Origin of the sequence: Micromonospora sp. NPDC050397, from assembly GCF_044901685.1 — a bacterium.
GTDB lineage: Bacteria > Actinomycetota > Actinomycetes > Mycobacteriales > Micromonosporaceae > Micromonospora_G.
The window spans coordinates 51715-75400 of sequence record NZ_JBJDPS010000011.1 but is presented as its reverse complement, the minus strand read 5'-3'; the positions used below and the strand labels follow the sequence as shown (position 1 = coordinate 75400).

General features: G+C 70.9%; 21 protein-coding genes. 10 read left to right on the top strand and 11 right to left on the bottom strand.

Annotated features, from left to right (window positions below):
- The first annotated feature begins 158 nt into the window (after window positions 1-158).
- Window positions 159-2201, top strand: coding sequence for a hypothetical protein (locus ACI2K4_RS27585; protein ID WP_404515484.1), 2043 nt, complete (start codon window positions 159-161; stop codon window positions 2199-2201).
- Between the two features lie 207 nt (window positions 2202-2408).
- On the opposite strand, the gene ACI2K4_RS27580 is transcribed toward ACI2K4_RS27585, so the two are convergent.
- Window positions 2409-5363 (bottom strand): ricin-type beta-trefoil lectin domain protein, encoded by a 2955-nt coding sequence (locus ACI2K4_RS27580; protein ID WP_404515483.1) that lies wholly within the window; start codon window positions 5361-5363, stop codon window positions 2409-2411.
- A 367-nt stretch (window positions 5364-5730) separates the two neighbouring features.
- On the opposite strand from ACI2K4_RS27580, the gene ACI2K4_RS27575 reads away from it, so the two are divergent.
- Window positions 5731-7134 (top strand): glycoside hydrolase family 6 protein, encoded by a 1404-nt coding sequence (locus ACI2K4_RS27575; RefSeq protein ID WP_404515482.1) that lies wholly within the window; start codon window positions 5731-5733, stop codon window positions 7132-7134.
- A 150-nt stretch (window positions 7135-7284) separates the two neighbouring features.
- Window positions 7285-7854, top strand: coding sequence for a general stress protein (locus ACI2K4_RS27570; RefSeq protein WP_404515677.1), 570 nt, complete (start codon window positions 7285-7287; stop codon window positions 7852-7854).
- Window positions 7855-7906: 52 nt separating this feature from the next.
- Here the strand turns inward: ACI2K4_RS27570 and ACI2K4_RS27565 are convergent, their stop codons facing one another.
- The 3 genes from ACI2K4_RS27565 to ACI2K4_RS27555 all read right to left on the bottom strand — a co-directional run bounded on the left by ACI2K4_RS27565 (window position 7907) and on the right by ACI2K4_RS27555 (window position 10318).
- The gene (locus ACI2K4_RS27565; RefSeq protein WP_404515481.1) at window positions 7907-9079 is read right to left on the bottom strand and encodes an aromatic acid exporter family protein; all 1173 of its coding nucleotides are present in this window, start codon (window positions 9077-9079) and stop codon (window positions 7907-7909) included.
- Between the two features lie 82 nt (window positions 9080-9161).
- The gene (locus tag ACI2K4_RS27560; RefSeq protein ID WP_404515479.1) at window positions 9162-9746 is read right to left on the bottom strand and encodes a DUF1684 domain-containing protein; all 585 of its coding nucleotides are present in this window, start codon (window positions 9744-9746) and stop codon (window positions 9162-9164) included.
- 38 nt (window positions 9747-9784) lie between these two features.
- Window positions 9785-10318, bottom strand: a complete 534-nt coding sequence (locus tag ACI2K4_RS27555) for a GNAT family N-acetyltransferase (RefSeq protein WP_404515478.1) — start codon at window positions 10316-10318, stop codon at window positions 9785-9787.
- A 172-nt stretch (window positions 10319-10490) separates the two neighbouring features.
- On the opposite strand from ACI2K4_RS27555, the gene ACI2K4_RS27550 reads away from it, so the two are divergent.
- On the top strand, window positions 10491-10979 hold the full coding sequence (locus ACI2K4_RS27550) for a MarR family winged helix-turn-helix transcriptional regulator (protein WP_404515477.1): 489 nt from the start codon (window positions 10491-10493) through the stop codon (window positions 10977-10979).
- 11 nt (window positions 10980-10990) lie between these two features.
- Complete coding sequence (locus ACI2K4_RS27545; protein ID WP_404515476.1) at window positions 10991-11980, top strand: pirin family protein; 990 nt, start codon at window positions 10991-10993, stop codon at window positions 11978-11980.
- Between the two features lie 96 nt (window positions 11981-12076).
- On the opposite strand, the gene ACI2K4_RS27540 is transcribed toward ACI2K4_RS27545, so the two are convergent.
- The gene (locus ACI2K4_RS27540) at window positions 12077-12208 is read right to left on the bottom strand and encodes a hypothetical protein (RefSeq protein ID WP_404515474.1); all 132 of its coding nucleotides are present in this window, start codon (window positions 12206-12208) and stop codon (window positions 12077-12079) included.
- 453 nt (window positions 12209-12661) lie between these two features.
- Window positions 12662-14257, bottom strand: a complete 1596-nt coding sequence (locus ACI2K4_RS27535) for a ricin-type beta-trefoil lectin domain protein (RefSeq protein ID WP_404515473.1) — start codon at window positions 14255-14257, stop codon at window positions 12662-12664.
- Between the two features lie 194 nt (window positions 14258-14451).
- Here ACI2K4_RS27535 and ACI2K4_RS27530 point away from each other — a divergent pair, with 194 nt between their 5' ends.
- Window positions 14452-15123: a hypothetical protein gene (locus ACI2K4_RS27530; RefSeq protein ID WP_404515472.1), complete on the top strand. Its 672-nt coding sequence runs from the start codon at window positions 14452-14454 to the stop codon at window positions 15121-15123.
- A gap of 31 nt (window positions 15124-15154) precedes the next feature.
- Here the strand turns inward: ACI2K4_RS27530 and alc are convergent, their stop codons facing one another.
- Window positions 15155-16276, bottom strand: a complete 1122-nt coding sequence (alc, locus tag ACI2K4_RS27525) for an allantoicase (RefSeq protein ID WP_404515470.1) — start codon at window positions 16274-16276, stop codon at window positions 15155-15157.
- Between the two features lie 168 nt (window positions 16277-16444).
- Here alc and ACI2K4_RS27520 point away from each other — a divergent pair, with 168 nt between their 5' ends.
- On the top strand, window positions 16445-17491 hold the full coding sequence (locus tag ACI2K4_RS27520) for a glutathione S-transferase family protein (protein ID WP_404515469.1): 1047 nt from the start codon (window positions 16445-16447) through the stop codon (window positions 17489-17491).
- A gap of 113 nt (window positions 17492-17604) precedes the next feature.
- On the opposite strand, the gene pyrE is transcribed toward ACI2K4_RS27520, so the two are convergent.
- From pyrE to ACI2K4_RS27500, 4 genes are all read right to left on the bottom strand, one after another.
- Entirely contained in the window at window positions 17605-18135 is a 531-nt protein-coding gene (gene pyrE / locus ACI2K4_RS27515) for an orotate phosphoribosyltransferase (protein ID WP_404515468.1), read from the bottom strand.
- Window positions 18136-18189: 54 nt separating this feature from the next.
- Window positions 18190-18690, bottom strand: a complete 501-nt coding sequence (locus tag ACI2K4_RS27510; protein WP_404515467.1) for a metallophosphoesterase family protein — start codon at window positions 18688-18690, stop codon at window positions 18190-18192.
- A gap of 55 nt (window positions 18691-18745) precedes the next feature.
- Window positions 18746-19567 (bottom strand): alpha/beta fold hydrolase, encoded by an 822-nt coding sequence (locus ACI2K4_RS27505; protein WP_404515466.1) that lies wholly within the window; start codon window positions 19565-19567, stop codon window positions 18746-18748.
- Between the two features lie 78 nt (window positions 19568-19645).
- Window positions 19646-19876, bottom strand: a complete 231-nt coding sequence (locus tag ACI2K4_RS27500) for an SEC-C metal-binding domain-containing protein (RefSeq protein ID WP_404515675.1) — start codon at window positions 19874-19876, stop codon at window positions 19646-19648.
- A 311-nt stretch (window positions 19877-20187) separates the two neighbouring features.
- On the opposite strand from ACI2K4_RS27500, the gene ACI2K4_RS27495 reads away from it, so the two are divergent.
- The 3 genes from ACI2K4_RS27495 to ACI2K4_RS27485 are packed head-to-tail and all read left to right on the top strand — an operon-like array spanning window position 20188 to window position 23662.
- Window positions 20188-20712: a PadR family transcriptional regulator gene (locus ACI2K4_RS27495; protein ID WP_404515464.1), complete on the top strand. Its 525-nt coding sequence runs from the start codon at window positions 20188-20190 to the stop codon at window positions 20710-20712.
- A complete protein-coding gene (locus ACI2K4_RS27490; RefSeq protein ID WP_404515463.1) occupies window positions 20709-21416 on the top strand; it encodes an ABC transporter ATP-binding protein in 708 nt (235 codons plus the stop codon). Before ACI2K4_RS27495 ends, ACI2K4_RS27490 begins: the two co-directional genes overlap by 4 nt.
- Window positions 21413-23662, top strand: coding sequence for an FtsX-like permease family protein (locus ACI2K4_RS27485; protein ID WP_404515461.1), 2250 nt, complete (start codon window positions 21413-21415; stop codon window positions 23660-23662). The genes ACI2K4_RS27490 and ACI2K4_RS27485 overlap by 4 nt, the downstream gene beginning before the upstream one ends.
- The last annotated feature ends 24 nt before the right edge of the window (window positions 23663-23686 follow it).

The following is a 23686-nucleotide window of genomic DNA, read 5'->3' as shown; positions in this document are numbered from 1 at the left end:
CACCCCGTGCTGGTCGTGCCCGCGCACCGGCGGCCTGGGACGGGTTGGAGGCGGACGAGGCGGCCCAGGGTACGCACCGGAGGCGCTGCCGCCGAACGGGACGTACCCGGTATGTTGTCCGCTGTCGTGTCGGGACGCGCGTTTGGGAAGCAGGACAGATGGCGACAGCGCCGGACTTGACCCCGTCGAGCGCGCCGGTGGACGACCCGCCCAACGAGTCGGTCCCGGAAGAGGAGAACAACCCGCCCGGCGAGTCCGTCCCGGAACGGGAGAACAACCCGCTCGGCGAGTCCGTCCCGGAGCCGGAGGGCGACGCGTCGTCGACCGGTGAACCCGCCTCGGCCGGGGACGCGGCCGTGACCCCGGAGGCGTTGTCCGCTGTGGAGTTGGCGGCGGCGGACGACGACCCCCCGGCCGAGGAGGCGGCGCCCGCGACCGGGACCGCACCGGCCAAGGAGACGGGAGCGCCCACGCAGACCTCGCCGGCCGAGAAGGCCGCGTCCCCGACGGAGCCCGTGCCGGTCGAGCGGACGTTGGCGCGGTTCGGGGCCCAGGCCCCGAGGGCGCTGATCGCCGCCGGGCTGTTGCTCGCCGTGGTCGTACCGCTGCTGCTCGCGATCGTCAGCGGCGCCATCTCGATCCCACACCACGATGCCTGGTCCTACAGCCGGATCGGCCAGCACTTCGGTGAGGGCGGCGGGTTCGACCTGCTCGGCTGGAACCGGCCCTCGCTGATCGGGCAGATCGTCGTACTCGGCCCGCTGGCCGGTTCCATCGCCGCCCAGCAGGTCCTCGTCGCGCTGCTCGGCGCGGTGGCCCTGTTCGCCTGCTACGACCTGCTCACCCCGACGATCGGCCGGATACGGGCCGGACTCGCCACGCTGGTTCTCGCCTGCTGGCCGGAACTGGGTCTGCTCTCCACCTCGTTCATGACCGACGTGCCGGCGCTCGCCGGTGCGCTCGGCTGCCTCGCGCTCGGGCGCCGGGCGCTGGCCAAGGACTCGCCGCTGCTGCTGGCGGCAGCGCTCGTGGTGGGGCTCTGGGGTGCCACCGTACGCGAATCCGTCCTTGCCGCGCCGGCCGCGCTGCTGGCGGTGGCGCTGCTGCGGGCGGTGGTGCGAGCCTGGAACGCCCGGTCCCGGGAACGGCTGCGCTGGTTGCCGCTGCTCGGATTCGGCGCCGCCTTCGCGGCGGCCTGGCTCGGATTCGAGTACTGGCGGCGCGGCCTGCCCGACGACGGACCGGTCTTCCCCGCCGGAGCGGACATCATCCCCCCGGTGCTGGGGCTGGCCGTGTCCGGCTACTTCATGCTCGCGCTCGCCGCCTCGCCGGTGATCCTCCTGTTCGCCCGCCCGTCGCGGTGGACGAGGACGGCGTGGTTCGCCGCCGGGGCCACCGCGATCGTGGCTGCGCTCGTCTGGCACGACCACGGCCGGGCTGCCTTTCTCTTCAGCGACTATCTGACGCCACTCGGGCCGTACCCGGGCGCGGTGCTGGGCCAGCGGTCGATGTTGCCGGACCCGTTGTTCGAAGTGGCGGCGTTGCTCGCCGCGTTCTCCGGTGTGGTGCTCGCCGGGGTGCTGGTCGGGCGGATCGGGCAGTTGCCGCCGCTGCTCGGCTGGTTCAGCGTGCTGACCGTCGGCGGGCTGCTGGTCGGCAGCACGACCGGCCAGCCGATGTGGGGCCGTGACCTCGTTGTGCTGATCCCGCTGCTGCTCTGCGTGGTGCTCACCGACACGGTCCGGGTGGCCCGGCGCCCGGCCTGGCTGTCCCGGATCTACCAGACCCCGCCGCCGGCTCCCCGACGGGCTTGGTCCCGGGCCGGGCTGGTGTTCGCGGTGCCGGCCGTCGCGCTGCTCGCCGCGCTCGGCCTGCTCACCACCGCGTACGGGACGGCGTCGGACACCGCCCGTTGGGAGGCGGGCGAGGCGCTCGCCGAGACCGGCGTGCCGCGTACGGAGATCGACGCCGGCTTCGAGTGGGTCGGTTACCACTCGGCGGACGGGTTCGACCGGGCCCCGCGAACCGACCGGCCGAACTGGTACGCCGACCAGGTCCCGGGCAGCCGCCCCTGCTTTGTCGTCGCCGTCTCGGAGCAGCACCGGGCCGGTTGGCGGCTGGTCCGGACGGTGGAGTACCAGCGGTACGTGATCGCCGGCTCGGCCCAGCTCTGGATCTACGACACCGGCCGCTGCGGCTGACCCGGGTGCTGCCGTCGACCTGACCCCCGATGGGCTGAGCTGCCGACGGGCTGAGCTGCCGACGGGCTGACTGCTGGCGGGCTGACCCGGTGGTGCCGGGCCGGTGTCCGTGTCCGTGGATGTACGGACACCGGCCCGGCGGTGTCGGGCGCCAACCCGCTCCACGACGGTCAGGTCGGGGAGCGGGTCGACGTGGGCGCCCGAGGGTCAGGGCAGCGTCCAGCGTTGGGCGCCGGTGCCGTTGCAGTCGTAGATCTGGAGTTGGACCCCGTTCGCCGTACTTGAGCCGGGGATGTCCAGGCAGCGGCCGGACTGCGGGTTGCGCAGGCTGCCGTCGGCCTGGACCGTCCACTGCTGGGCACCGCTGCCGTTGCAGGTCCAGAGATGGATCTTCGTGCCGTTGGTCAACCCACTGGCCTGTACGTCCATGCACTTGCCGAGGGCCCGGATGGTCCCGTCGGTGCCGACCGTCCAGCGTTGGTTGGTCGCCCCGTTGCAGTCCCAGGTCTGCACCCGGGTCCCGTCGGCGGTCGCACCCGCGTTGACCTCGGCACAGCGGTTGAGGGCCCTGATCTCACCAGTCCTCGGCGTGCCGGGACCACCGGTGCCGATGCCCGGCCCGACAAAGGTGTAACTGTCGATGTCCAGGAACGCCCCACTGCCCCCGTTGAAGACCAGGAACAGGTCGTGGGTGCCGTCGTCGGGGCGGTTGACCGGGGCGGTGACCTCGACGTAGTTGTCCCAACCGCCGGTGTTCGGCACGGTCACCCGGGCCACCTCCGGCCCGGTGGTCGAGTTGTACCGGAAGGAGATCGTGCCGCCACCCCCGCCGCTGCTCACCCGGGCCTTGACCGAGTTGATCCCCTTCAGGCTCACCGCGTGGTGCTTGACCCACTCACCGTTCTGGATGTCGCCGAGCCGCTTGCCGCCCTCAGCGGCGGCCTGGTCGATCACCTGCGGGCCACCGAGCTGCACGAAGTGCTCGGCCTGCCACTGCTTGGGCCAGAGCGTGATGGTCTGCTCGCCGGTCAGCGGCACCGAGCCGGTCGCGCCCTGGTCGGTGTAGGTGGCCCGGACCACGAAGAAGAGCACCGAGTCCGGTCCGGCGTGCACCGGGCCGGTGTTGAAGGTGGCGCCGCAACCGGTGCCCTCACCCTCCTCGTGGGCGTGGTCCTGGTGGCCGAGGGCGACCCGGACGATCACCCGGGAGCAGTCGATCGCCCCCTCCTGCGGGTCGGTGGCCGAGGCGGTGACGGTGAAGTCCTGGCCCCAGTCGAACATGCCGCCGGCCGGGATCGCCGAGATGGTGAGGCTCGGGCGGCTGTTGCCGACCACGATCGGGACCAGCGTGGTGGCGGAGCGGCCGGTGCCGTCGCTGACGGTCAGCCGGGCCCGCTTGTCACCGTTGGTGGTGTACGTGTACGACGGGTTCGCCGCCGTCGAGTCGGTGCTGCCGTTGTTGTCGAAGTCCCAGGCGTACGTCAGCGGGTCCCCGTCCGGGTCGGAGCTGCCCGCACTGGAGAAGGTCACCGCGAGTGGCGCCGGGCCGTTGTCGCGGTTGACCGTCGCCTGGGCGATCGGCGAGCGGCCACCCTGGACGTAGTTGATTTTGTAGAGGCCCGCGTCGGCGGCACCGGAGAAGTAGCCGCTGCCGTACTCCAGCAGGTAGAGCGAGCCGTCCGGGCCGAACTCCATGTCGATCGGGTGGACCAGGTTCATCCCGGCGAGCACCGGTTCGATGATCGTCGGCGTACCGGTGGCCGGGTTGCCGTTGTTGAACTGGACCTCCTTGATCCAGTTCCGGCAGTACTCGGAGATGAGCAGCTTGTTGTCGTAGTACTGCGGCCACTTGACGTCCGAGACCAGGTTCGGGTCGTAGTGGTAGACCTCGGTGTGGTTGGGCGAACCGCAGCCGCCCGGGTTGTCCAGCGCCGGCCACTCCCGACTGCCGCCGTGCTGCTCCCAGACCAGTGCGGGCTTGGTCGGGGGCAACTGTTGGACACCGGTGTTGCGGGGCGAGTTGTTCACCGGGCCGGTGGTGCCGCCGCAGGGGAACCAGCCCCGGGGGGCGTTCGCCGCGAAGTCCCAGTCGTTGTACGCGACGTTCGGCCCGCCACAGTACGGCCAGCCGTAGTTGCCCGGACCGGTGGCACGGTTGAACTCGTCGTACGCGGCCGGGCCCCGGTTGGCGATCGTCGCTCCGGCGTCCGGGCCGACCTCGCCCCAGTAGAGGGTGTTGCCGGCCCGCTTGTCGACCCAGATCCGGTACGGGTTGCGCACGCCCATCACGTACACCTCGGGGCGGGTGCCCGCCGTGCCGGCGGGGAAGAGGTTGCCGCTCGGCACGGTGTAGGTGCCGTTGTTCTCCGGGTGAATCCGGTTGATCTTCCCCCGCAGGTCGTTGGCGTTGCCGGAGGTACGCTGCGCGTCGTACTGGGGGTCGCGGGAGGGACGCTCGTCGATCGGCGCCATGCCGGCGCTGTCGCCACCGGAGTTGGTGTTGTCGCCGACGGCGAAGTAGAGGTTGCCCGCGCTGTCCCAACTCATCGAGCCGGCCGAGTGGCAGCAGAGGTTCCGTTCGGTCGGCCACTCGATCAGCATGTCCTCGCTGGCCGGGTCGAGCGCGTTCGTGCTGGTGTTGAAGGTGAACCGGGAGATCCGGTTGACCAGCGGGGTCACCTTCGGTGAGTAGAACAGGTAGACCCACCGGTTGCTGGCGAAGCTGGGGTGCAGGGTGATGCCGATCAGGCCGTCCTCGAAGCGCGCGTCGAGTTGCACGGTCAGCGCCACGGTGGTGACCCGGGTTGCCGGGTTGTAGAGCCGTACCTGACCGCCACCGGCGGTGGTGCCCCGGTTGATGTAGAGCACCTTGCCGTCGGGGAGCACCGACAACTCGATCGGCTCCCCCATCGACAGACCACCGTCGAGCTTGACCTTCTCGAAACCGGCGGTGGGCGGGGGTGCGGCGGCGACCACCGGCACGGCCTCGGAGATCGGGGCGGCGTTGGGGATCGGGGCGGCGCCGGAGATCGGGGCGGCGCCGGAGATCGGCGCGGTCTCGGAGATCGGGGCGGCGTTGGCCGGGGCGGTCCAGCCTCCCAGACCGAGCACTGTGAACAGGGCGATGGCGCCGACGAACGGTCGGCGGGGAATGCGTAACACGAGACCTCCACGGTACGAGGGGGATCTCGGTGCCGCTCCCGCCGACCGGAGGAGACACCGCAGTGGAGCAGACATTAGCGTCTTTCACTGCGATAGCCCAGAAGTTTCCGTCCTGTGACCAAAAGTCAGCCCCACTGTCAACAGAAGTCGACCGCCGTACGGAACCCGGACCTGGAACGACCAGGCAGTACATCCACGAATGTAACTTTGCGCTGACCCGGGGTCTTCACACGACGGCAACACCGCCGGTACGGTGGTCGATATCCATGGGAGCGCTTCCATCCAAGGCTCTCAATCTAATCGTCGCCCGGATCCGGCCTCACCCACCCCGGATCCGATCCCACCCACCACCGGAAAGGAACGTCACATGCGCAGACGATCAGCGCTCACCGCGGCCGGCGCCAGCGCCACCGCCGCCGTGGCGCTCGCCGTCGCCACCGTGGTCGGTTTCGACCTGCTCCGGCCGACCGCCGCCGAGGCCGCCGACTCGGCCTTCTACGTCGACCCGGGGACCAACGCCGCCGTCTGGGCCGCCGCCAACCCCGGCGACTCCCGGGCCGCCGTGATCCGGGACCGGATCGCCAGCGTGCCGCAGGGTCGCTGGTTCGCCACCTACAATCCCACCGCCGTACGCGCCCAGGTGAACGCCTTTGTCGGCGCCGCCGCCACGGCGGGCAAGATCCCGATCCTGGTGATCTACAACATCCCGAACCGGGACTGTAGCGGCGCCAGCAGCGGCGGCGCCCCGAACCACACCGCCTACCTCCAGTGGGTCGACGAGGTCGCCGCCGGTCTGGCCGGGCGCCCGGCCACGATCGTGCTGGAGCCGGACGTGCTGGCCCAGATGAGCAGTTGCCAGAACGCCGCGCAACAGGCCGAGACGAGGGCCTCGATGGCGTACGCCGGCAAGCGGCTCAAGGCCGGCTCGGCGCAGGCGAAGGTCTACTTCGACGCGGCGCACTCGGCCTGGCTCGCCCCGGCCGAGATGGCCTCCCGGCTGGTGGCCGCCGACATCGCCAACAGCGCGGACGGGATCTCGCTGAACGTCTCGAACTACCGGACCACGACCGAGTCGGTCACGTACGGCAAAAACGTGGTCGCGGCGACCGGAATCTCCCGGCTCAAGATCGTCGTCGACACCAGCCGGAACGGCAACGGACCGGCGGGGGCCGAGTGGTGCGACCCACCGGGGCGGGCGATCGGCACCGCCAGCACCACCAACACCGGTGACGCGGCGGTCGACGCCTTCCTCTGGGTCAAGCTGCCCGGCGAGGCGGACGGCTGCATCGCCGGAGCCGGACAGTTCGTCCCGCAGCGGGCGTACGACCTGGCCGTCGCGGCCGGGCCACCGCCGACCACCCCGCCCGCGACCACTCCTCCGCCCACCACCCCGCCCCCGACCACGCCGCCGCCGACGACTCCCCCGCCGACCACGCCGCCGCCGACCACCCCACCGGCCGGTGGCTGCCGGGTCGCCTACACCCCCAACGCCTGGACCGGCGGGTTCACCGCCGAACTACGGTTGACCAACGGGAGCGCGGCGGTCAACGGCTGGACCCTCACCTTCACGGTCGGCTCCACCGTACGGTTGAGCAACGGGTGGAACGGGGTCTGGAGCCAGTCCGGCACCCAGATCACCGTCCGGAACGTGGCCTGGAACGGCAACCTGCCGGCCGGCGGCACGACCACCATCGGCTTCCAGGGCACCCATACCGGGACGCTGCCCCCACCGACGGCCTACGCGCTCAACGGCGCCTCCTGCGCCGGCTGACGGCAGGCGCGCACGAACGGGCCCTGTCGACGGGAAACCGGACGGCAGGGCCCGCCCGTGTCCCGGTCCGGGGCGGGCACCACGGGTTAGCCCCGTATCGGGGCGGGAATTCGTGGTACCGACGAAGGAGGCAGTCTGATGACCACACCCATGAACCCGGGCGGGCGGGCGGCGGTGCCGGGCCTGCCGTTCGGTGGAAGCACCCTGCCACCCGGTCCGGCCGGCGGCATCTCCATGCCGGGCGACGGCGGACCGGGCGCCGAGCGTCCGACCGTGACGATGGCGTCGTACCCGGACTACTCCGGCGCCCAGCAGGCGGTCGACTTCCTCGCCGACAACAGGTTCCCGGTCGAGCGTACGGCGATCATCGGCACCAACCTGGCGCTGGTGGAGACGGTGTTGGGACGGTTGACCACGGCTCGTGCCTCGTTGGCCGGTGCCGCCACCGGTGCCTGGTTCGGACTCTTCATCGGCCTGTTGTTCGGCATCTTCACCGTCGGCAACTGGTGGGCGGTCATCGTCGCCGGGCTGCTGATCGGTGCCGCCTGGGGTGCCATCTTCGGTGCCATCGCGCACGCCAGCACCGGCGGCCGGCGCGACTTCACCTCGGCCGCGACACTGCGCGCCCGGGAGTACGCCGTGACGGTCGACGCCGACCTGGCCGACCAGGCCCGCAACCTGCTCAGCCGAATGAACTGGCAACCCGCCAACGCTCGCTGAGGTGTAAGGAAGGGCCCCTTATTAACGCATAGCGTTAATAAGGGGCCCTTCCTTACACCTCAGGGGGGTGGGGTTGGGTGGCGGCGTTCTGGATGAGGTGTCTGACTTCGTCTTCGGAGGCGGTTCCGGCCGCCAGCAGGATGTCGGTGGCGGCGGTTCCCACCTGGGCCACGATGACGCTGCCGGAGAAGTCGACCCCGTCGGCGTACGCCTCGTTGGCGGCGGTCACCGCGAGCAAGGCCAGCTCACCGGCACCCTCCGGTTTCAGGCCGTCCCTGAGCTCCTCGCGGAGCAGCCCGAACGCGTCACCGAGCTGCCGTACGGCCATCGGCAGCCCGTCCGGCAGCCGCTCCCCCTGCTCGACCACGCTCAGCGCGCGCCGTACCAGGGTGCCGCTGTCGTGCACGGCCTTGTCGATGTACGGCAGGCTCCTGTCGTAACGCATGATCGCCCTGCGCTGACGCCACCGCAGTGGCGCGTACCGTACGGTCTCCCGCCCGGTGCGCAGCGAGTCCTCCAGGTCGGTCATGTATCCCCTGATCCGGGACAGCCGGTCGAGTGCGAGGTTGGCACGCTCCCGGTCGCGGTCGGCCATCGCCGCCGCGGACTCGAGCAGTTCCCCGGTCACCGCCTCGAACACCGATCGCGCCGCCCGGTCCACCGCCCGCATCGGGTTGGTCGGGATCAGCAGAGTGCCCACGACCAGCCCGGTTCCACCGCCGATCAGCGCCTCCATGAAACGGGGGATGACCGGGTCGGTCATCTGCGCTTGGAAGGCGACCAGCAGCACCGCGGTGGAGGCCGCCTGGGTCAGCACCGCGACGCCCCCGCCCAGGATCGCGGTGAAGAGGATGGCCAGCGCGACCACCAAGGCGATCTGGACAAAGCCGACACCGATCACCTGGACCAGCACGTCTCCCACGGCGACGCCGATGGCGATGCCGACGAGCAGCTCGAACGTACGGCGTATCCGCCCGTTCATCGAGGCGGCCAGCGTGCTGATCGCGGTGATCGGCGCGAAGACCGGAACGGGGTTGCCCATCAGGTCGTGGGTGAACAACCACGCCAGCCCTGCCGCCGAGCCGGTCTGGACGGCGACCAGGGAGATGTCCCGTACGTCGCGCAGTCGTCGGCACAGGGTCGCGGCCGACCGCTCGCCGAGACTCCGGCCCCGGGGCTCCGGCCCGTCCGGTGGACGGTCGGAGACGTACCAGGCGCTGGTCATGGTGGGAGCTACCCGTACCGCCCGGCGGTGAACCCCGTGAAACGGGTACGACGGCGCGAACGCCCCTGCCGGCCGTGGCCGGCTACTTGTACCTCAGCTCCCCCGCCCTGATCTCGGCGTCGACCCGGTTCTCCGGCGGCGCGAGCGGGCACGCCCAGCGGTCGTCGTAGGCACAGCTCGGGTTGTAACCGAAGTTGAAGTCGAGCCGGACCCGGTCGCCGGGGAGCAGGGTGAGGCCGCGACCGAAGGTGCCCTTGACGGTGTCGGTGAGGTAGCGGCCACCACCGTACGACTTGGGGCCGCAGGTGCCGTCGCGGAAGGGCAGGAACAGGCCGCCGCCGTACGCCTCGATCCACCAGAGGGTGAGCGGACCCCAACCGGTCTCGGCGATGCCCACCCGCCGGTACCGGACCACCCCGTCCGGGCCGCCGGTGTCGATCCGCAGCGTCCCCTCGGCCGGCCGGACCGGCACCTCGACGACCGCCTCCGGGTTCTCCGGGAAGTAGCTCAGGCCGGTGAAGCCGGGGCGGCTCTCCGCCGGGATCGGGGACTGCGGGTGCCGGGCGAAGAGGTCGTCCCGGGCCGCCCGGAAACCGGCCAGGTCCAGGTCCGAGAGGTAGAGCCGGGCCACCTTCTCACGCCAGTCGCTCAGATCAAGTTCGTCCACCCGCCCCACGCTAGCTCGCGCGCGGGCCGAAAAAGCGGTCAGAGATCGGTGGCCAGCCGACCGTGGATGTGTTCGTCGTAACGCCGGCCGTCGCCGTAGCGGTGCGACTCGCGCAGGGTGCCCTCCAGCGCGTAGCCGGTCTTCTCCGCGACCCGACAGGAGGCGGGGTTGGCAACGGCGTGACAGAGCTCGATCCGGTGCAGGTTCAGTCGTTGGAAGGCCCACCCGGTGACGGTGGCGACGGCCAGCGCGGCGAGCCCGCGTCCACGGGCCGGGGCGACGGTCCAGTAGCCGATGGCGGCGTCGCCGTCGTAGATCCGGTGCAGCGAGACCGAGCCGAGCAGCGCCCGGGTGGCCGGCTCGGCCAGAGCGAACGAGGCGTGGTCGCCGCCCGACCAGTCGGCTCGGCGGCGTACCCACTCGCGCGCGCCCTCGAGACCGGCCGCCGCGCTCGGTGCCGAGTTCCAGCGGAAGATCGCCGGCTCGCGCATGGCGTTGAGCACCTCGGGCGCGTCGGCGAGCTCCCAGGAGCGCAGCAGCAGGCCGGGTACGGATATCTCGACGGGTTCCACGGTCGTGCAGTCTCGCACCCCGGGGCCGGTGGGCGTACCGGCTTTCCGTCCAGCCGCTCGCCGACGGAGGTTCCTTTCAAACCCGTACGACACCATGTCCCGTGTTGAGGAGATGGATCCAATCGCCACCAGGAGGTTTGTTTCTAATTTGAAGGAGTGCTACTCTTCCGGCGTGACGCAGAGTCTGAACAGCGCGCAGCTCGCTTGTTGGCGCGCGTACATCGAGTCCAGCCAGCGGTTGTTCAACAAGCTGGAGGACGAGCTGCGCGCGACGAACGAGCTGAGCCTCGCCGACTACCAGGTGCTCGTCCTGCTCTCCGAGGCGCCCGGCCAGCGGCTGCGGATGGGCGAGTTGGCCGGGCAACTCGTCTTCTCGCCGAGCCGGCTCACGTACCAGATCTCCTCGATGGAGAAACGCGGCCTGGTCACCCGACAGCCGTGCCCGGCCGACCGACGCGGCAGCGAGGCGGTGCTCACCGCCGCCGGCCTGCTGACCCTCCAGCGGGCGGCACCGCAGCACGCGGAGGCGGTCCGGCAGCACCTGATGGACGACCTGAGCGAGTCCGAGACCGCCGTCCTGACCCGGGTCTTCGAGCGGCTCGGCGAACGGCTCGCCCCCACCCGACCTTCCGCCTCCGACTCCACCACCATCACCAGCTAGGGAGTACGACGATGCCCGCGATCACCGTGGAGAACGTGCTGGTCCTGCCGCGCCTGCCGCGACTGGACGAGCAGACCACCGAGTTCCGGAAGGTGCGCCGGGTGACCACCGCACCGAGCGGGTTCGAGGGCGAGGGCTTCCCGGTCCGCCGGGCCTTCGCCGGGGTGCCGATGACCGAACTCGACCCGTTCATCATGATGGACCAGATGGGCGAGGTCGACTACGCGCCCGGTGAGCCGAAGGGTACGCCCTGGCACCCGCACCGAGGGTTCGAGACGGTCACGTACATCATCGACGGCATCTTCGACCACCAGGACTCCAACGGCGGCGGCGGCACCATCACCGACGGTGACACCCAGTGGATGACCGCGGGCAGCGGCCTGCTGCACATCGAGGCGCCACCGGAGCACCTGGTGATGAGCGGCGGCCTCTTCCACGGCCTGCAACTCTGGGTCAACCTGCCCCGGGTGGCCAAGATGAACCCGCCGCGTTACCAGGACATCCGGGGCAAGGAGTCGGCGCTGCTCACCAGCCCCGACGGCGGCGCCCTGCTGCGGGTCATCGCCGGTGAGATCGAGGGACACCAGGGACCCGGTTCGACCCACACGCCGATCACCATCACCCACGTCACGGTCCAGCCGGGCGCGAGCGTCGACCTGCCCTGGCGCTCGGACTTCAACGCCCTGGTGTACGTGCTCGGCGGCCGGGGCACGGTGGGCAGCGAGCGCCGGCCGGTGCACACCGGTCAGCTCGCGGTGCACGGGCCGGGCGAGGCGCTGCGGTTCGGCGCGGACGAGCGGCAGGACTCGCACACGCCCACGCTCGACCTGTACATCATGGGCGGTCAGGCGATCCGGGAGCCGGTGGCGCAGTACGGTCCGTTCGTGATGAACACCCGCGACGAACTGGTCAAGGCGTTCGAGGACTACCAGGCTGGGCGGCTCGGCGTCATCCCCGCCGCGCGGGTGCCGCACACCGACGGGCAGGCGCCGCGCCCGTAACGGCGGATGTTTCAACGATGCGTCGACCGGGCCGGTCAGCGAAGGTCCGGCCCGGTCGACCGCTGGCGTCCGTAGGGCGCGCCAGCGGCACGGTGGTCAGGCGGACACGGCGAAGATCCCCGCTACGCCGAGCACCACCATCAGCAACACCGCGACCAGGGCTCCCCGTTCACCCTCGACTGCCTGCTCGGTCTGGTCGGGTGGGCTGTCGACAACCTCGCTGGCCATGCTGTCCTCCCCTGTCCCTGTCTCGAAACGGGCGTGTGGGCACGCCGGCGTACCGGGGTCACCGGGTCCTGCCGGTCGCGACAACGGCGCGCCGGCGTGCGACGGTCCGGCCGTGGGTCACCAGGTGACCCGGTCGGTCCGCCGGCTGTCCCTCCGGATGCCGGAAGGGGCCCTCCACGGCAGCAAAGGCGACAACCTGGCATCCGATTAGCCAATTCGAGGGCATGGAAACCAGCCCGGGGGACCAATTTCGCGGTTCTCCTCCGCCACCGGCCCAGGTGTGCAGGGCGTGCCCGATCGGCGCCGCCGATCGCGGACTGTCCGGTTCGAAACAGCCCCATTCGCGACAGACGGGGCCGACCATGGCTTCGTAGCCACGATCAGCCCCGCTGCGAGCTGCGAGAACCGCACCGACAGGCGGTGCTTACACCACCAAACGGAACGGCCTTGCGGTCAGGCGGTCGGCAGAACCCACTGCTGCGTCGCGCTACTGGCCTGGCAGACTGAAACGGTCAGCCGGACGCCGGGGTTCACCGAGCCGCCGACGGTGTCCAGGCACCGACCGGTGCCGATGTTGCGTACGGTCCCGTCAGGGAACGGCACCCAACGCTCGTTCAGGTCATCGCCGCACGGCTGACCCGACGTCACCGACAATACGTATAAGCCATCCTTCAGCGTGGCATCCAGGCACTGACGGTTGACGAGGATCTGCGGCCCGCTGACCGTCCAGGTCCGCCAGTAGTCGACCCGGGCGGGCAAGGGGCCCGAGGGCGATCCCTCGCAGGGGTCAAGGGCTACCATCGGCGTCCGGCCTCCCGGGGCGCCCGGCCTCGGCGGGAGGTCGACAATCAGGAACTGCGCGCACAGGCCCGCGGCACCACGGATCTGGCCGGTGCCGCCGCTGCCGGTGAGCTGCATCCACCGCTGGTCACCCTGGTTGCCGCAGGCAAAGACGACCACATCACCGGCGGCCCAGTCCGGGGCCAGCAGGCACCGGCCGTCGTGCAGCTTGATGGTGCTGGTCAGCGAGTTGGTCGATACCTGGAAGTACTGATCGTTGAACGCCCCGCAGGAGAACTGGATGACGTTGCCGGCCGCCCAGCCCGGGATGGCCACGCACAAACCGTTGCTGTTCCTGATCTGGAAGTATCCCGTCACCGCGGGCACCAGGGTCCAGCGCTGACCGGCCGCCGCGGCGTCGCAGGCCGAACTCCCCACGGAGCCGCCCTCCGCGCCGTTCGGCACCGAGAGGCAGACGCCGTTCCAGCCGCTCATGATCTGCGTCGGCAGGGTCGACCACTTCGGGGCGGAGGCGAACGCAGCACGGATCCAGGCGCCCAGGTCGTCAACCCGGGTCTCGACCGAGCCCTGCCGCGTCTCCGTCTCGCCCAAACAGCCGCTCTGCCACGACGAGCTGTGCAACGCCACCAACTCGACGCCGGTGTCGGTCTGGCGCAGCGCGGGTCCACCCGCATCACCCTTACAGGTGCTCGGACGGTCCGGATCCTGTCCCGCCATCTGGGCGGTTGAGGCATCGAGGCTCTGCACGGTGAACGCCCCGACGTGCAGTTGCTTCGGCATCCACTCGGCGTCGGTCCGCCCAAATCCGGCCACCTGGAGGGTCTCGCCGACGCTGGGTGGTGTCGTGCTCAGGACGACCGGATCGGCGGTCCGTTCCGGTCCCGAGAGCCGCGCCAGTACGAGGTCGCGGGTCGGGTGCGGTGCGAGTTCGGTGATGGTCCACTGCGGTGACGCCGATAGCTGTGGCCCGATCCACACATTGGTCGGCTGGCGGGGCGGACCGGCGACAACGGGTTCTCCGTCTCCGGCGAAGCACGACTTCGCCGTGGCGATCCACAGTGGGTCGACCAGGACGCCGGAGCAGGCTCCCAGCGAGTTGCTCAGTTTCGCGGCGAACCCGTACGAGTTCGTGGCGGCGGGTTCGCCACCCGCCACCGCCTGGACAGGAGCGGCCCCGGCCAGGGTGAGGCCGAGGGCTGCGACGACATACCCGGCCCCCCATCTGAACCGACGACGGAAACGAAGCATGCCGATCTCCCCGTTCTAGTAGCGACCAACGCCCCGGCCCTAGATCATAATGATCAATGCCAGATGATCAATCCCTGTTCCGAACCGGATGCCGACGACGAAGCGGGCAAACTGTCGACTTTCCGTCGTTGCCTCCACTATGGACGAGCCGTAGCGTCGCGACTACCGTATGTCCCGAGGTAGCGGAGGCCAAGGTGACCGAGATCGTCGCGCCCCAACTCGTCGTCAACAGCCGAATGATCTATTTCGGCTGGTTGCCGGCCGACCCGGACGCGGTGGCGGCACTGGTACCGAAGGGGCTGAAGCCGGCCGCGAACCGGCAGGTCTTCATGAACCAGTACGTGGTCGACGACGCCGGCCAGACGTCCGGATTCGGCGCCTACTCGCTCACCTACCTGGGGCCGGATCTGGACGGGTTGGACGCGCCCGACGGGGTCACCCCGGGCCGCTGGTGGACCCACTATCTCAACTCCAGCCCGGTCGTCCGGGAGTACGCGGCGCGGCGGGGCGCACCCGCGAGCGTCGGCAGCACCACGATCGAGGTCAAGGGTCGACGGCTGGTCGCCACCACCGAGGCCGACGGGGTGCCGGTGATCAGGACCACCGCCCGGGTCGGCCGCACCGGCGACGCGATCAACCGTGGTCAACTCCGTTACATCACCGACGTCGGCCGTAAACGGTTCAGCGGCATCTACCCGTTCGTGGCCGAGCCGGTCGACCCGTTCGAGATCGAGTCGTTGGAGTTCCTCGAGCCCGAGCACGCCACGTACGCGCTGCGCCCGGCGAACCCGCTGGAAATCACCTGGGGCTTCTACTCGCCCCGGTCGTCGTTTGCCTACCCGGGCGGCGAAGCACAACTGAAGTGACCTGGGGCCGCCGGCGAATCGATCCCTCGGTTCAGGCCGGACCGGCCGGGGGAAGCGATCCGCGCCAGGGGGTCTCCGGGGAGCGCCCGGGGCGGCCACCCGGACCGGCGAAGGAGTCGACCTGTCGCCGCTGTGCCGGTGGCAACGACTCCCACCAGTGCCGCCGCAGCGCGACCAGGTCGTCCGGGGCGACCCGGCCGGGCAACCGCAGCCGGGCCATGCCACCGTCCGGGAAGATGTCCAGCCGGACCTCGGTCGCCGTACCGGCGTCGGTGAGCGGGAACCGGTGCCGGGTGTCGGGTTGCAGCGGTACCCGGGGCAGCAGGTCGAACCAGGCCCGCTCGTCGGTCGGGTCGGACACCCGGGTGTCGACCCCGCGCAGCGACGCGGCGGCCGGGGCGTTGCCCTTGAAGTGGCTGGTGTCCAACTCGACCAGACGGACCCGGCCGGGCGCGACCAGCCGTACGCGTACCCAGTCGTTGCCGCCGTCGCGGCGCCGGGCGGTCTCCCACCCCTCCCCCATCACCCGGGCCAGGCCGGGCGCGACGAGCTGCTGCGGCGAGCCGTAGAACCGGTTGCTGGCGTCGGTGACCTGGCCGCCGTACTCCGCCGCCGCGAGGTCGACGTGACCGTCGGGAAAGAGCCGGGGATCGGGTACGACGCTGCCGTGCACCCGCAGCCGGGCCACCCCGCCGTCCGGGTGCAGGACGAGCCGGACATGGGTGAACCGATGTGGATCGCGCACCGGGAAGGAGTTCACGGTGTCACCGCGCACCGCCGATCTCGGCACGATCGGGATCCAGTCGGCGGCGGTCAACTCCTCCGGTCCCGGATATCCCTCCAGGCCGCACGCCTGCACCGAGACGAAGGGCGGGAAGTTTCCGGTGAAGAAGGCGGTGTCGACCACCACCCCGGAGATGATGCCGGGCGCACCGAGCCGGACCACCGCGTGGTCGTACCCGGGTTCCCGGCGACGTCTGGTCTCCCAGCCGTCGTACACCTGGCCCTTGGCACCGAAGGTCTGCGGGGTGAATGTCGGCGGCCCGGTGTTGACCAGGTTGTCGCGGGCGGCGAAGAACTCGTCGTTGGCGTCCACCACCGATCCGCCGAGCAGCCGGGAGGCGAGATCGGGCAACTCGGTGAAGTCGGCCATCAGCCCGGTCCCCGGCGTTGTTGGCGGTGGTCGAACTCGTGGTTCGGCACGGTTGGCAGCCTCCGTCCGGGGGTCACCCGGTGCAGTGGATCCTGGAGCCCACCGTAGCCGTTCGTGCGTGGCGGTGCGCTTCCCGCCGGGCGACAAATCCGCGACCCCGGGCCGGAAATGCGCGACGATGGCGGCATGTCGAACGAAGAAGGCGGCGTCTACGTCAACCCCGGCGGCGAGTTCACCCGCGACCAGCGCTACATCGCCACCCGGATCACCGCGGACGGCCGGGACGGCTATCCGGTGGAGCCGGGCAGGTACCGGCTCGCGATCGCGCGTGCCTGCCCGTGGGCGAGCCGGATGGTCGTCGTCCGGCGCCTGCTCGGTCTGGAGGACGTGCTGTCGATGGCGCTGGCCGGGCCGACGCACGACGCCCGGAGCTGGACCTTCGACCTCGACCCGGACGGCCGTGACCCGGTGCTGGGCATCGAGCGTCTACAGGAGGCGTACTTCGCCCGGTTCCCCGGCTACGAGCGCGGGATCACCGTCCCGGCGATCGTCGACGTCCCGACCGGGCAGGTGGTCACCAACGACTACAACCAGATGTCGCTCGACCTCTCCACCGAGTGGACCGCGTACCACCGGCCCGGCGCTCCCCGGCTCTACCCGGAGGAGCTTCGCGAGGAGATCGACGAGGTGAACCGGGTGGTGTTCCGCGACGTCAACAACGGCGTCTACCGGTGCGGATTCGCCGGGTCGCAGGAGGCGTACGAGCGGGCGTACGAGCGGCTGTTCGACCGGCTCGACTGGCTGTCGGCGCGGCTCGGCAGTCAGCGTTACCTGGTCGGCGACACCATCACCGAGGCCGATGTCCGGCTCTTCACGACCCTGGTCCGGTTCGACCCCGTCTACCACGGACACTTCAAGTGCAACCGGCAGCGGCTCACCGAGATGCCGGTGCTGTGGGCGTACGCCCGGGACCTGTTCCAGACCCCCGGTTTCGGCGACACCGTCGACTTCGCCCAGATCAAGCGCCACTACTACGTGGTGCAGCGCGACATCAATCCGACCGGCATCGTCCCGCTCGGGCCGGACCTGCGCGGCTGGCTCGAACCGCACGGTCGGGAAGCGCTCGGTGGTCGGCCGTTCGGCGACGGCACCCCGCCCGGACCGGTCCCCGCCGCCGAGATGGTCCCGGTCGAGCACACCCCGTACGCGGCCTGACCGCCTGGTCCGTCGGAGCGGTACCGCCTGGTCCGTCGGACCGGTGCGACACCGGTCCGACGGGCGGTCAGTCAGTCAGTCGGTCAGTCAGTCAGTCGGTCAGTCGGTCGGACTCAGCCGGCGGTGACCCGGTCCAGGTCGGCGCGGGTGAGCAGCGCGCGCAACGCGATCCCGTCGCGGGCCAGCGCCTCCGCCCCGCCCTCCTGACGGTCGATGACGCAGAGCGCGTGCTCGATCGTGGCCCCGAGTTCGCGGAGTTGCCCGGTGGAGATGGCGACCTGACCGCCGGAGGTGACCACGTCCTCGACGACCAGCACCCGGGCCCCGCTGACGTCGGCACCCTCGGCCAGCCTCGCGGTGCCGTACGACTTGGCGGTCTTGCGGACGAAGGCGCAGGGCAGTCCGGTGTGCCGGCCCAGCGCGGTCACCACCGGAATGCCACCGAGTTCCAGTCCGGCCAGCACCTCGGTGCCGGCCGGTACGAGCGCGGCCATCTCGGCGGCGAGGGCGTCGAGCAGCCGAGGATCGGCCTCGAACCGGTACTTGTCGAAGTACTCGTCGGCGACACGACCGGAACGCAGCACGAACCGGCCGGTCAGGCGGGCGACGGCATCGACCTGGGTGGCGAGATCAGCGATAGTCACGGGGCACCATCATGGCAGAGTGCCCGCCACCGCCGGCGATGGTCCACCCACCGGTCAGCGCGGCGGCAGGCGGTGCAGCACGACGCCGCCCAGTCGCCCCCCGGTCACCTCGGCGGTGAGGTAGGTGGCGTGCGGCTGGCGCCGACGGTCGGTCGGCGAACCGGGGTTGAGCAGGCGTGGACCGCCGGGCGCCTGACTGTCCCACGGGATGTGCGAGTGGCCGAAGATCAGTAGGTCGGCGTCGGCGTACCGGTCGGCGCAGCGCCGTTCCCGCCCGGCCGCCGGGCCGGTCTCGTGCACCACCGCCACCCGCAGCCCGTCAAGGTCGACCCGGGCGACCTCCGGCAGCCGGGCCCGCAGCTCCGGCCCGTCGTTGTTGCCGTAGACCCCGACCAGGCGGGCGCTGCGCGCTTCGAGCGTGTCCAGTAGTGCCACGTCGACCCAGTCACCGGCGTGGAAGACCAGGTCGGCGGCGTCGACCCGGTGCCACAGCTCGGTCGGCAGGTCGCGGGCCCGTTTTGGTACGTGGGTATCCGCCATGATCACCAAACGCACCCGACCACCCTAACCGGCCCGCACGTGAACGCCGGTCGACGCCGCGACGCCCCGGTCAGCTCCGCAGGAAGGCGAGCAGGTCATTGTTGACTTTGTCCTGGAGGGTGGCGGTCATCCCGTGCGGCGCACCCGGGTAGTAGATCTCCTGCGCGCCGGGGATGAGCCGGGCCGACTTCGGCCCGGAGTCCTTGACCGGCACGATCTGGTCGTCCTCCCCGTGCATCACCAGGGACGGCACGTCGAACTTCTTCAGGTCCTCGGTGAAGTCGGTCTCGGAGAACGCCTTGATGCTCTCGTACGCGTTCTTCAGACCCGACTGCATGCTCCAGAGCCAGAACTGGTCCAGGATGCCCTGCGAAACCTTGGCGCCCTTGCGGTTGGCGCCGTAGAACATCAGCGCCAGGTCCTTGTAGAACTGCGACCGGTCGTTGACCAGACCGCTGCGCAGTTCGTCGAAGACGGAGACGGGCAGCCCCTCGGGATTGTCCGGGGTCTGCAGCATCAGCGGCGGTACGGCGGAGATCAGGACCGCCTTCGCCACCCGTCCGGTGCCGTGGCGACCGATGTAGCGGGCCACCTCACCACCCCCGGTGGAGTGGCCGACCAGCGTGGCGTCGTTGAGGTCGAGTGCCTCGATGACGGCCGCGAGGTCGTCGGCGTACCCGTCCATGTTGTTGCCGTCCGAGGACTGGCTTGACCGTCCGTGCCCACGCCGGTCGTGCGCGACCACCCGGAAGCCGTTCTGCACCAGGAAGAGCAGTTGGCCGTCCCAGGCGTCGGCGCTGAGCGGCCAACCGTGGGAGAAGGTGACGACGGGGCCGGTGCCCCAGTCCTTGTAGTAGATCTCGGTGCCGTCCTGCGTCGTGATCGTGCCCATGGTCGCCGTCCCTATGCTCGAACGAGGTGCGCGACCCTCGGCGGGGGTTGATCCTCATCGCGCCGGCCGTACCCGACTCTAGAACCCCGTGACCTGCTCTGACCCGGCTTCACCGGAACGGACACCGCACGGGACGGTCGTCGCGGGCACCGCCGGGACGCCGACCGGGGGTGCCGCGTACGGCACCCCCGGGGCGATCAGTCCCGCCGGTAGTAGTGGGCGAGCGTGTCGTCGAACCGCCCACCGGCCCGGCAGCAGCGGCCGAAACCGCCGCCCGGAGCCACACGGACAGGGGTCCTTGCCACCCAGCTTCTCGACCAGCTCCTTGTCGACACCGACGACCCGGTGCCCCCGTTTGACCTGCGACTCGCTAGAGGGAACCCCCTGCGGCGCTTGCTGGTCGGCTCAAAAGGACGGCTCGGCGTCGTAGTCGTGGATCACGGTGATCGCCCCCTCACTGGTACGGCATCAGGCAATCGCACGCTAACCATCCACACGAGTTCCGGCGACCGGTTTTTCGGTCCCCGGTCGACGGCTGCGCCCGACCGACGGCGCCCGGGGAAGGGTCGTGGTCCCCGGGGATATATACCCGGTGTATATCCGGAGTGTATGGTGTCACCATGAGCGTACCGATGACCCTCCTTGGCCTGCTCGAACGCGAGCCCAGCCACGGCTACGACCTCAAGCGTGACTACGACACCTACTTCGGCCGGGGCAAGCCGCTGCCGTTCGGCCAGGTCTACTCCACCCTCAGTCGGCTGGCCCGGGACGGCAAGGTCGTGATCAGCGAGGTCGAGTCGGGGGTCGGTGGTGAGCGCAAGCGCTACGTGATCACGGAGACGGGCGCGACCGAGGTCGAGGCGTGGCTGGCCGAACCGGTCGAGGCCGAGCCGCACCTGCAGACCGTGCTGTTCTCGAAGGTCGTACTGGCCCTCATGCTCGGGCGCGACGCCGAGGCGTACCTCGACACGCAACGCGACGCCCACCTGCGGCGGATGCGGGAGCTGACCGAGATCAAGAGGTCCGGCGGCCTGGTCGACGCGCTCCTGGCCGACCACGGCATGTTCCACCTGGAGGCCGACCTGCGCTGGATCGACACCACGAGCGCCCGGCTCGACGCGCTCGCCTCGGCGGTGCGGTCGTGACCCGCGAATCCGGCGACGACCGCCACGTCATCGAGGCGCGGGACGTCGTCCTGTCGTTCGGCCAGACCCCGGCACTGCGCGGGGCCAGCATCGGCGTCGCGGCCGGGGAGATCGTCGCCATCATGGGCCCGAGCGGGTCGGGCAAGTCGACCCTGCTGCACTGCCTGGCCGGGATCCTGGTGCCCGACTCGGGAGAGATCCGGTTTGACGGGCGCCGGGTCGACACCATGACCGAGACCGAGCGCAGCAGCCTGCGCCGGGACCGCTTCGGCTTTGTCTTCCAGTTCGGTCAACTCGTGCCCGAGCTGACCGCCGAGGAGAACGTGGCGCTGCCGCTGCTGCTGGCCGGCGCGCGACGGGAGGGCGCGTTGCGCGAGGCCCGGCCCTGGTTCGGGCGGCTGGGCCTCGACGGGCTGGAGCGGCGCAGGTCCGGCGAACTCTCCGGCGGTCAGGCGCAACGGGTCGCGCTGGCCCGTGGCCTGGTCGCCCGGCCGAAGATCCTGTTCGCCGACGAACCGACCGGGTCACTGGACACGCTCACCGGCGAACAGGTGATGGACCTGCTCGTCGCGGGCGCCCGTGAGCAGGGCACCACCGTCGTCATCGTCACCCACGAGGCCCGGGTGGCCGCCTCCGCCGACCGGCACGTGCTGGTCCGCGACGGCAGGGTGACGTCGCTCGTACCGGACCGGGTGTCGTCGTGATCCGCCTCGGTCTGCGGCTCGCCCTGGCCACCGGGCGTGAGGCTGCCGTACGGCTCACCGTGATCACGGTCGCCGTGGCGCTCGGCGTCGGCCTGCTGCTCGCCACCGTGGCCGGCGTCAACGGGGTCGAGGCCCAGAACACCCGGTACGCCTGGCTGAGCACCACCGCCGACGCGCAGCCGGCGGGCACCACCGCCGACACCGAGCCGGCCGGCGCGGACGCCGCCGACCCGCTCTGGTGGCTGCTCCGGCAGGACTACTTCCACGGGTCGAGCATCGGTCGGGTCGACGTCGCCGCCACCGGTCCCCGGGCACCGGTCCCACCGGGAATACCCCGGCTGCCCGGCCCCGGGGAGTTCTACGCCTCGCCCGCGCTCGACGCGCTGCTGCGTACCACCCCGGCCGCCGAACTCGGCGACCGCTTCGCCGGGCGGCAACTCGGCACGATCGGCCTGGAGGCGTTGCCGTCGCCGGACTCGCTGCTCGCCGTCGTCGGCCGCACGCCCGACGCGCTTTCGAAGAATCCCGGCGCCGAACAGGTCGGCGCCATCGTCTCCGCCGACTGCGCCGACTGCGACCTGGGCGTACGCGGAGCGGGCATGACGCTGCTGCTCTCGGTGGTGGCGGCCGGGCTGATCTTTCCGGTGCTCATGTTCATCGGCACCGCGACCCGGCTGTCGGCGGCCCGCCGGGAGCAACGTTTCGCCGCGATGCGCCTGGTCGGCGCGACGCCCCGGCAGATCTCGGCGGTCGCCGCGGTCGAGTCGGCGGTCGCCGCGCTCGCCGGGACCGTACTCGGGTTCGGGGTGTTCCTGCTGCTCCGGCCGGTGCTCGCCGAGGTCCCCCTGACCGGCGAGCGGTTCTTCCGCGCCGACCTGTCGCTCGGACCGGTCGAAATCGCGCTGGTGGCGCTCGGTGTCCCGGTCGCGGCGGTAACGGTGTCGTGGCTGGCGTTGCGGCGGGTACGGATCTCGCCGCTCGGCGTCACCCGGCGGGTCACGCCCCGCCCGCCCCGGGCCTGGCGCCTGATCCCGCTCGTGCTCGGGATCGGGGAACTCCTCTACTTCGTCGGCCGGCGCCCGCAGACCGCCAACGGCCAGAGTGCGGCGTACCTGTCGGGAATCCTGCTGGTCATGGTCGGGCTGGTCGTCGCCGGACCGTGGCTGACCAAACTCGGCTCCCGGGTGATGGCACGACACGCGACCCGCCCCGCCATGCTCATCGCCGGGAGGCGGCTCGCGGACAACCCGCAGGCCGGCTTCCGGGCGGTCAGCGGGCTCATGCTCGCGCTCTTCGTCACCAGCGTGGCCACCGGCGTGATCACCACGATCGTCGCCGAGCGTGGCGCCCCGCGCGACGGCTCGGTCTTCGCCGCCTCGCTGTCCAAGACCTTCTGGCCGGAGGAACGGGTCGCCGGCCAGCCCGAGCCGTCGGTGGACGGGGTCCTGGACGAGCTGCGGTCGATTCCCGGGGTGCGGGGGGTGACCGTGGTCCACCAGAACCCGGAGGACGGGCGGTCCCAGGAGCCCGGGAGCTACCTGCCGGGGGTGATCTCGTGCGCGGAACTGACCCGCCTGGCGGTGTTCGGCGGTTGCCCGGCCGGCGCGGAGGTGGCCTCGGTCTACCCGGACCTGATCGGCCTGCGGGGACCGTCCGACGAGCCGACCACCTGGCCGGCGGCGGAGGTGGCCGTCGAAAGCCTGTCCGGGCTCCCGGCGGTGTCGCTGGTGGCCCGGACCGACGGGTCGGCCACGGCGATCGAACGGGCCCGGACCGCGATCGAACTCGCCGTCCCGGAGGGCCGGTTCCCGGCCACCACCGGCGAGTTCGAGGCGGACTTCACCCGGACCCTGGTGCAGTGGCAGCGACTCGCGGACGTGGTGGTCGTCGCCAGCCTCTGCATCGCCGGGTGCAGCCTGGCGGTCGCCGTGGTCGGTGGCCTCACCGAGCGTAAGCGGCCGTTCAGCATGCTGCGGCTGACCGGGGTACAGCTCGGCGTACTGCGCCGGGTGGTGGCCCTGGAGAGTACGGTCCCGCTCCTGGTCGTCGCCGTCCTGGCGACCGGTACGGGATTCCTCGCCGCCCACCTGTTCCTCACCTCGCAGATGGACTATTCGCTGCGGGCGCCCGGCGTCACGTACTACCTGATCGTGGTCGCCGGACTGGTCGCGTCGTTGGCGATCATCGGCTCGACCATGCCGCTGCTGGGCCGGATCACCGGTCCGGAGACCGCCCGCAACGAATAGCCGGACGGCGGCGGGGCCCGGACC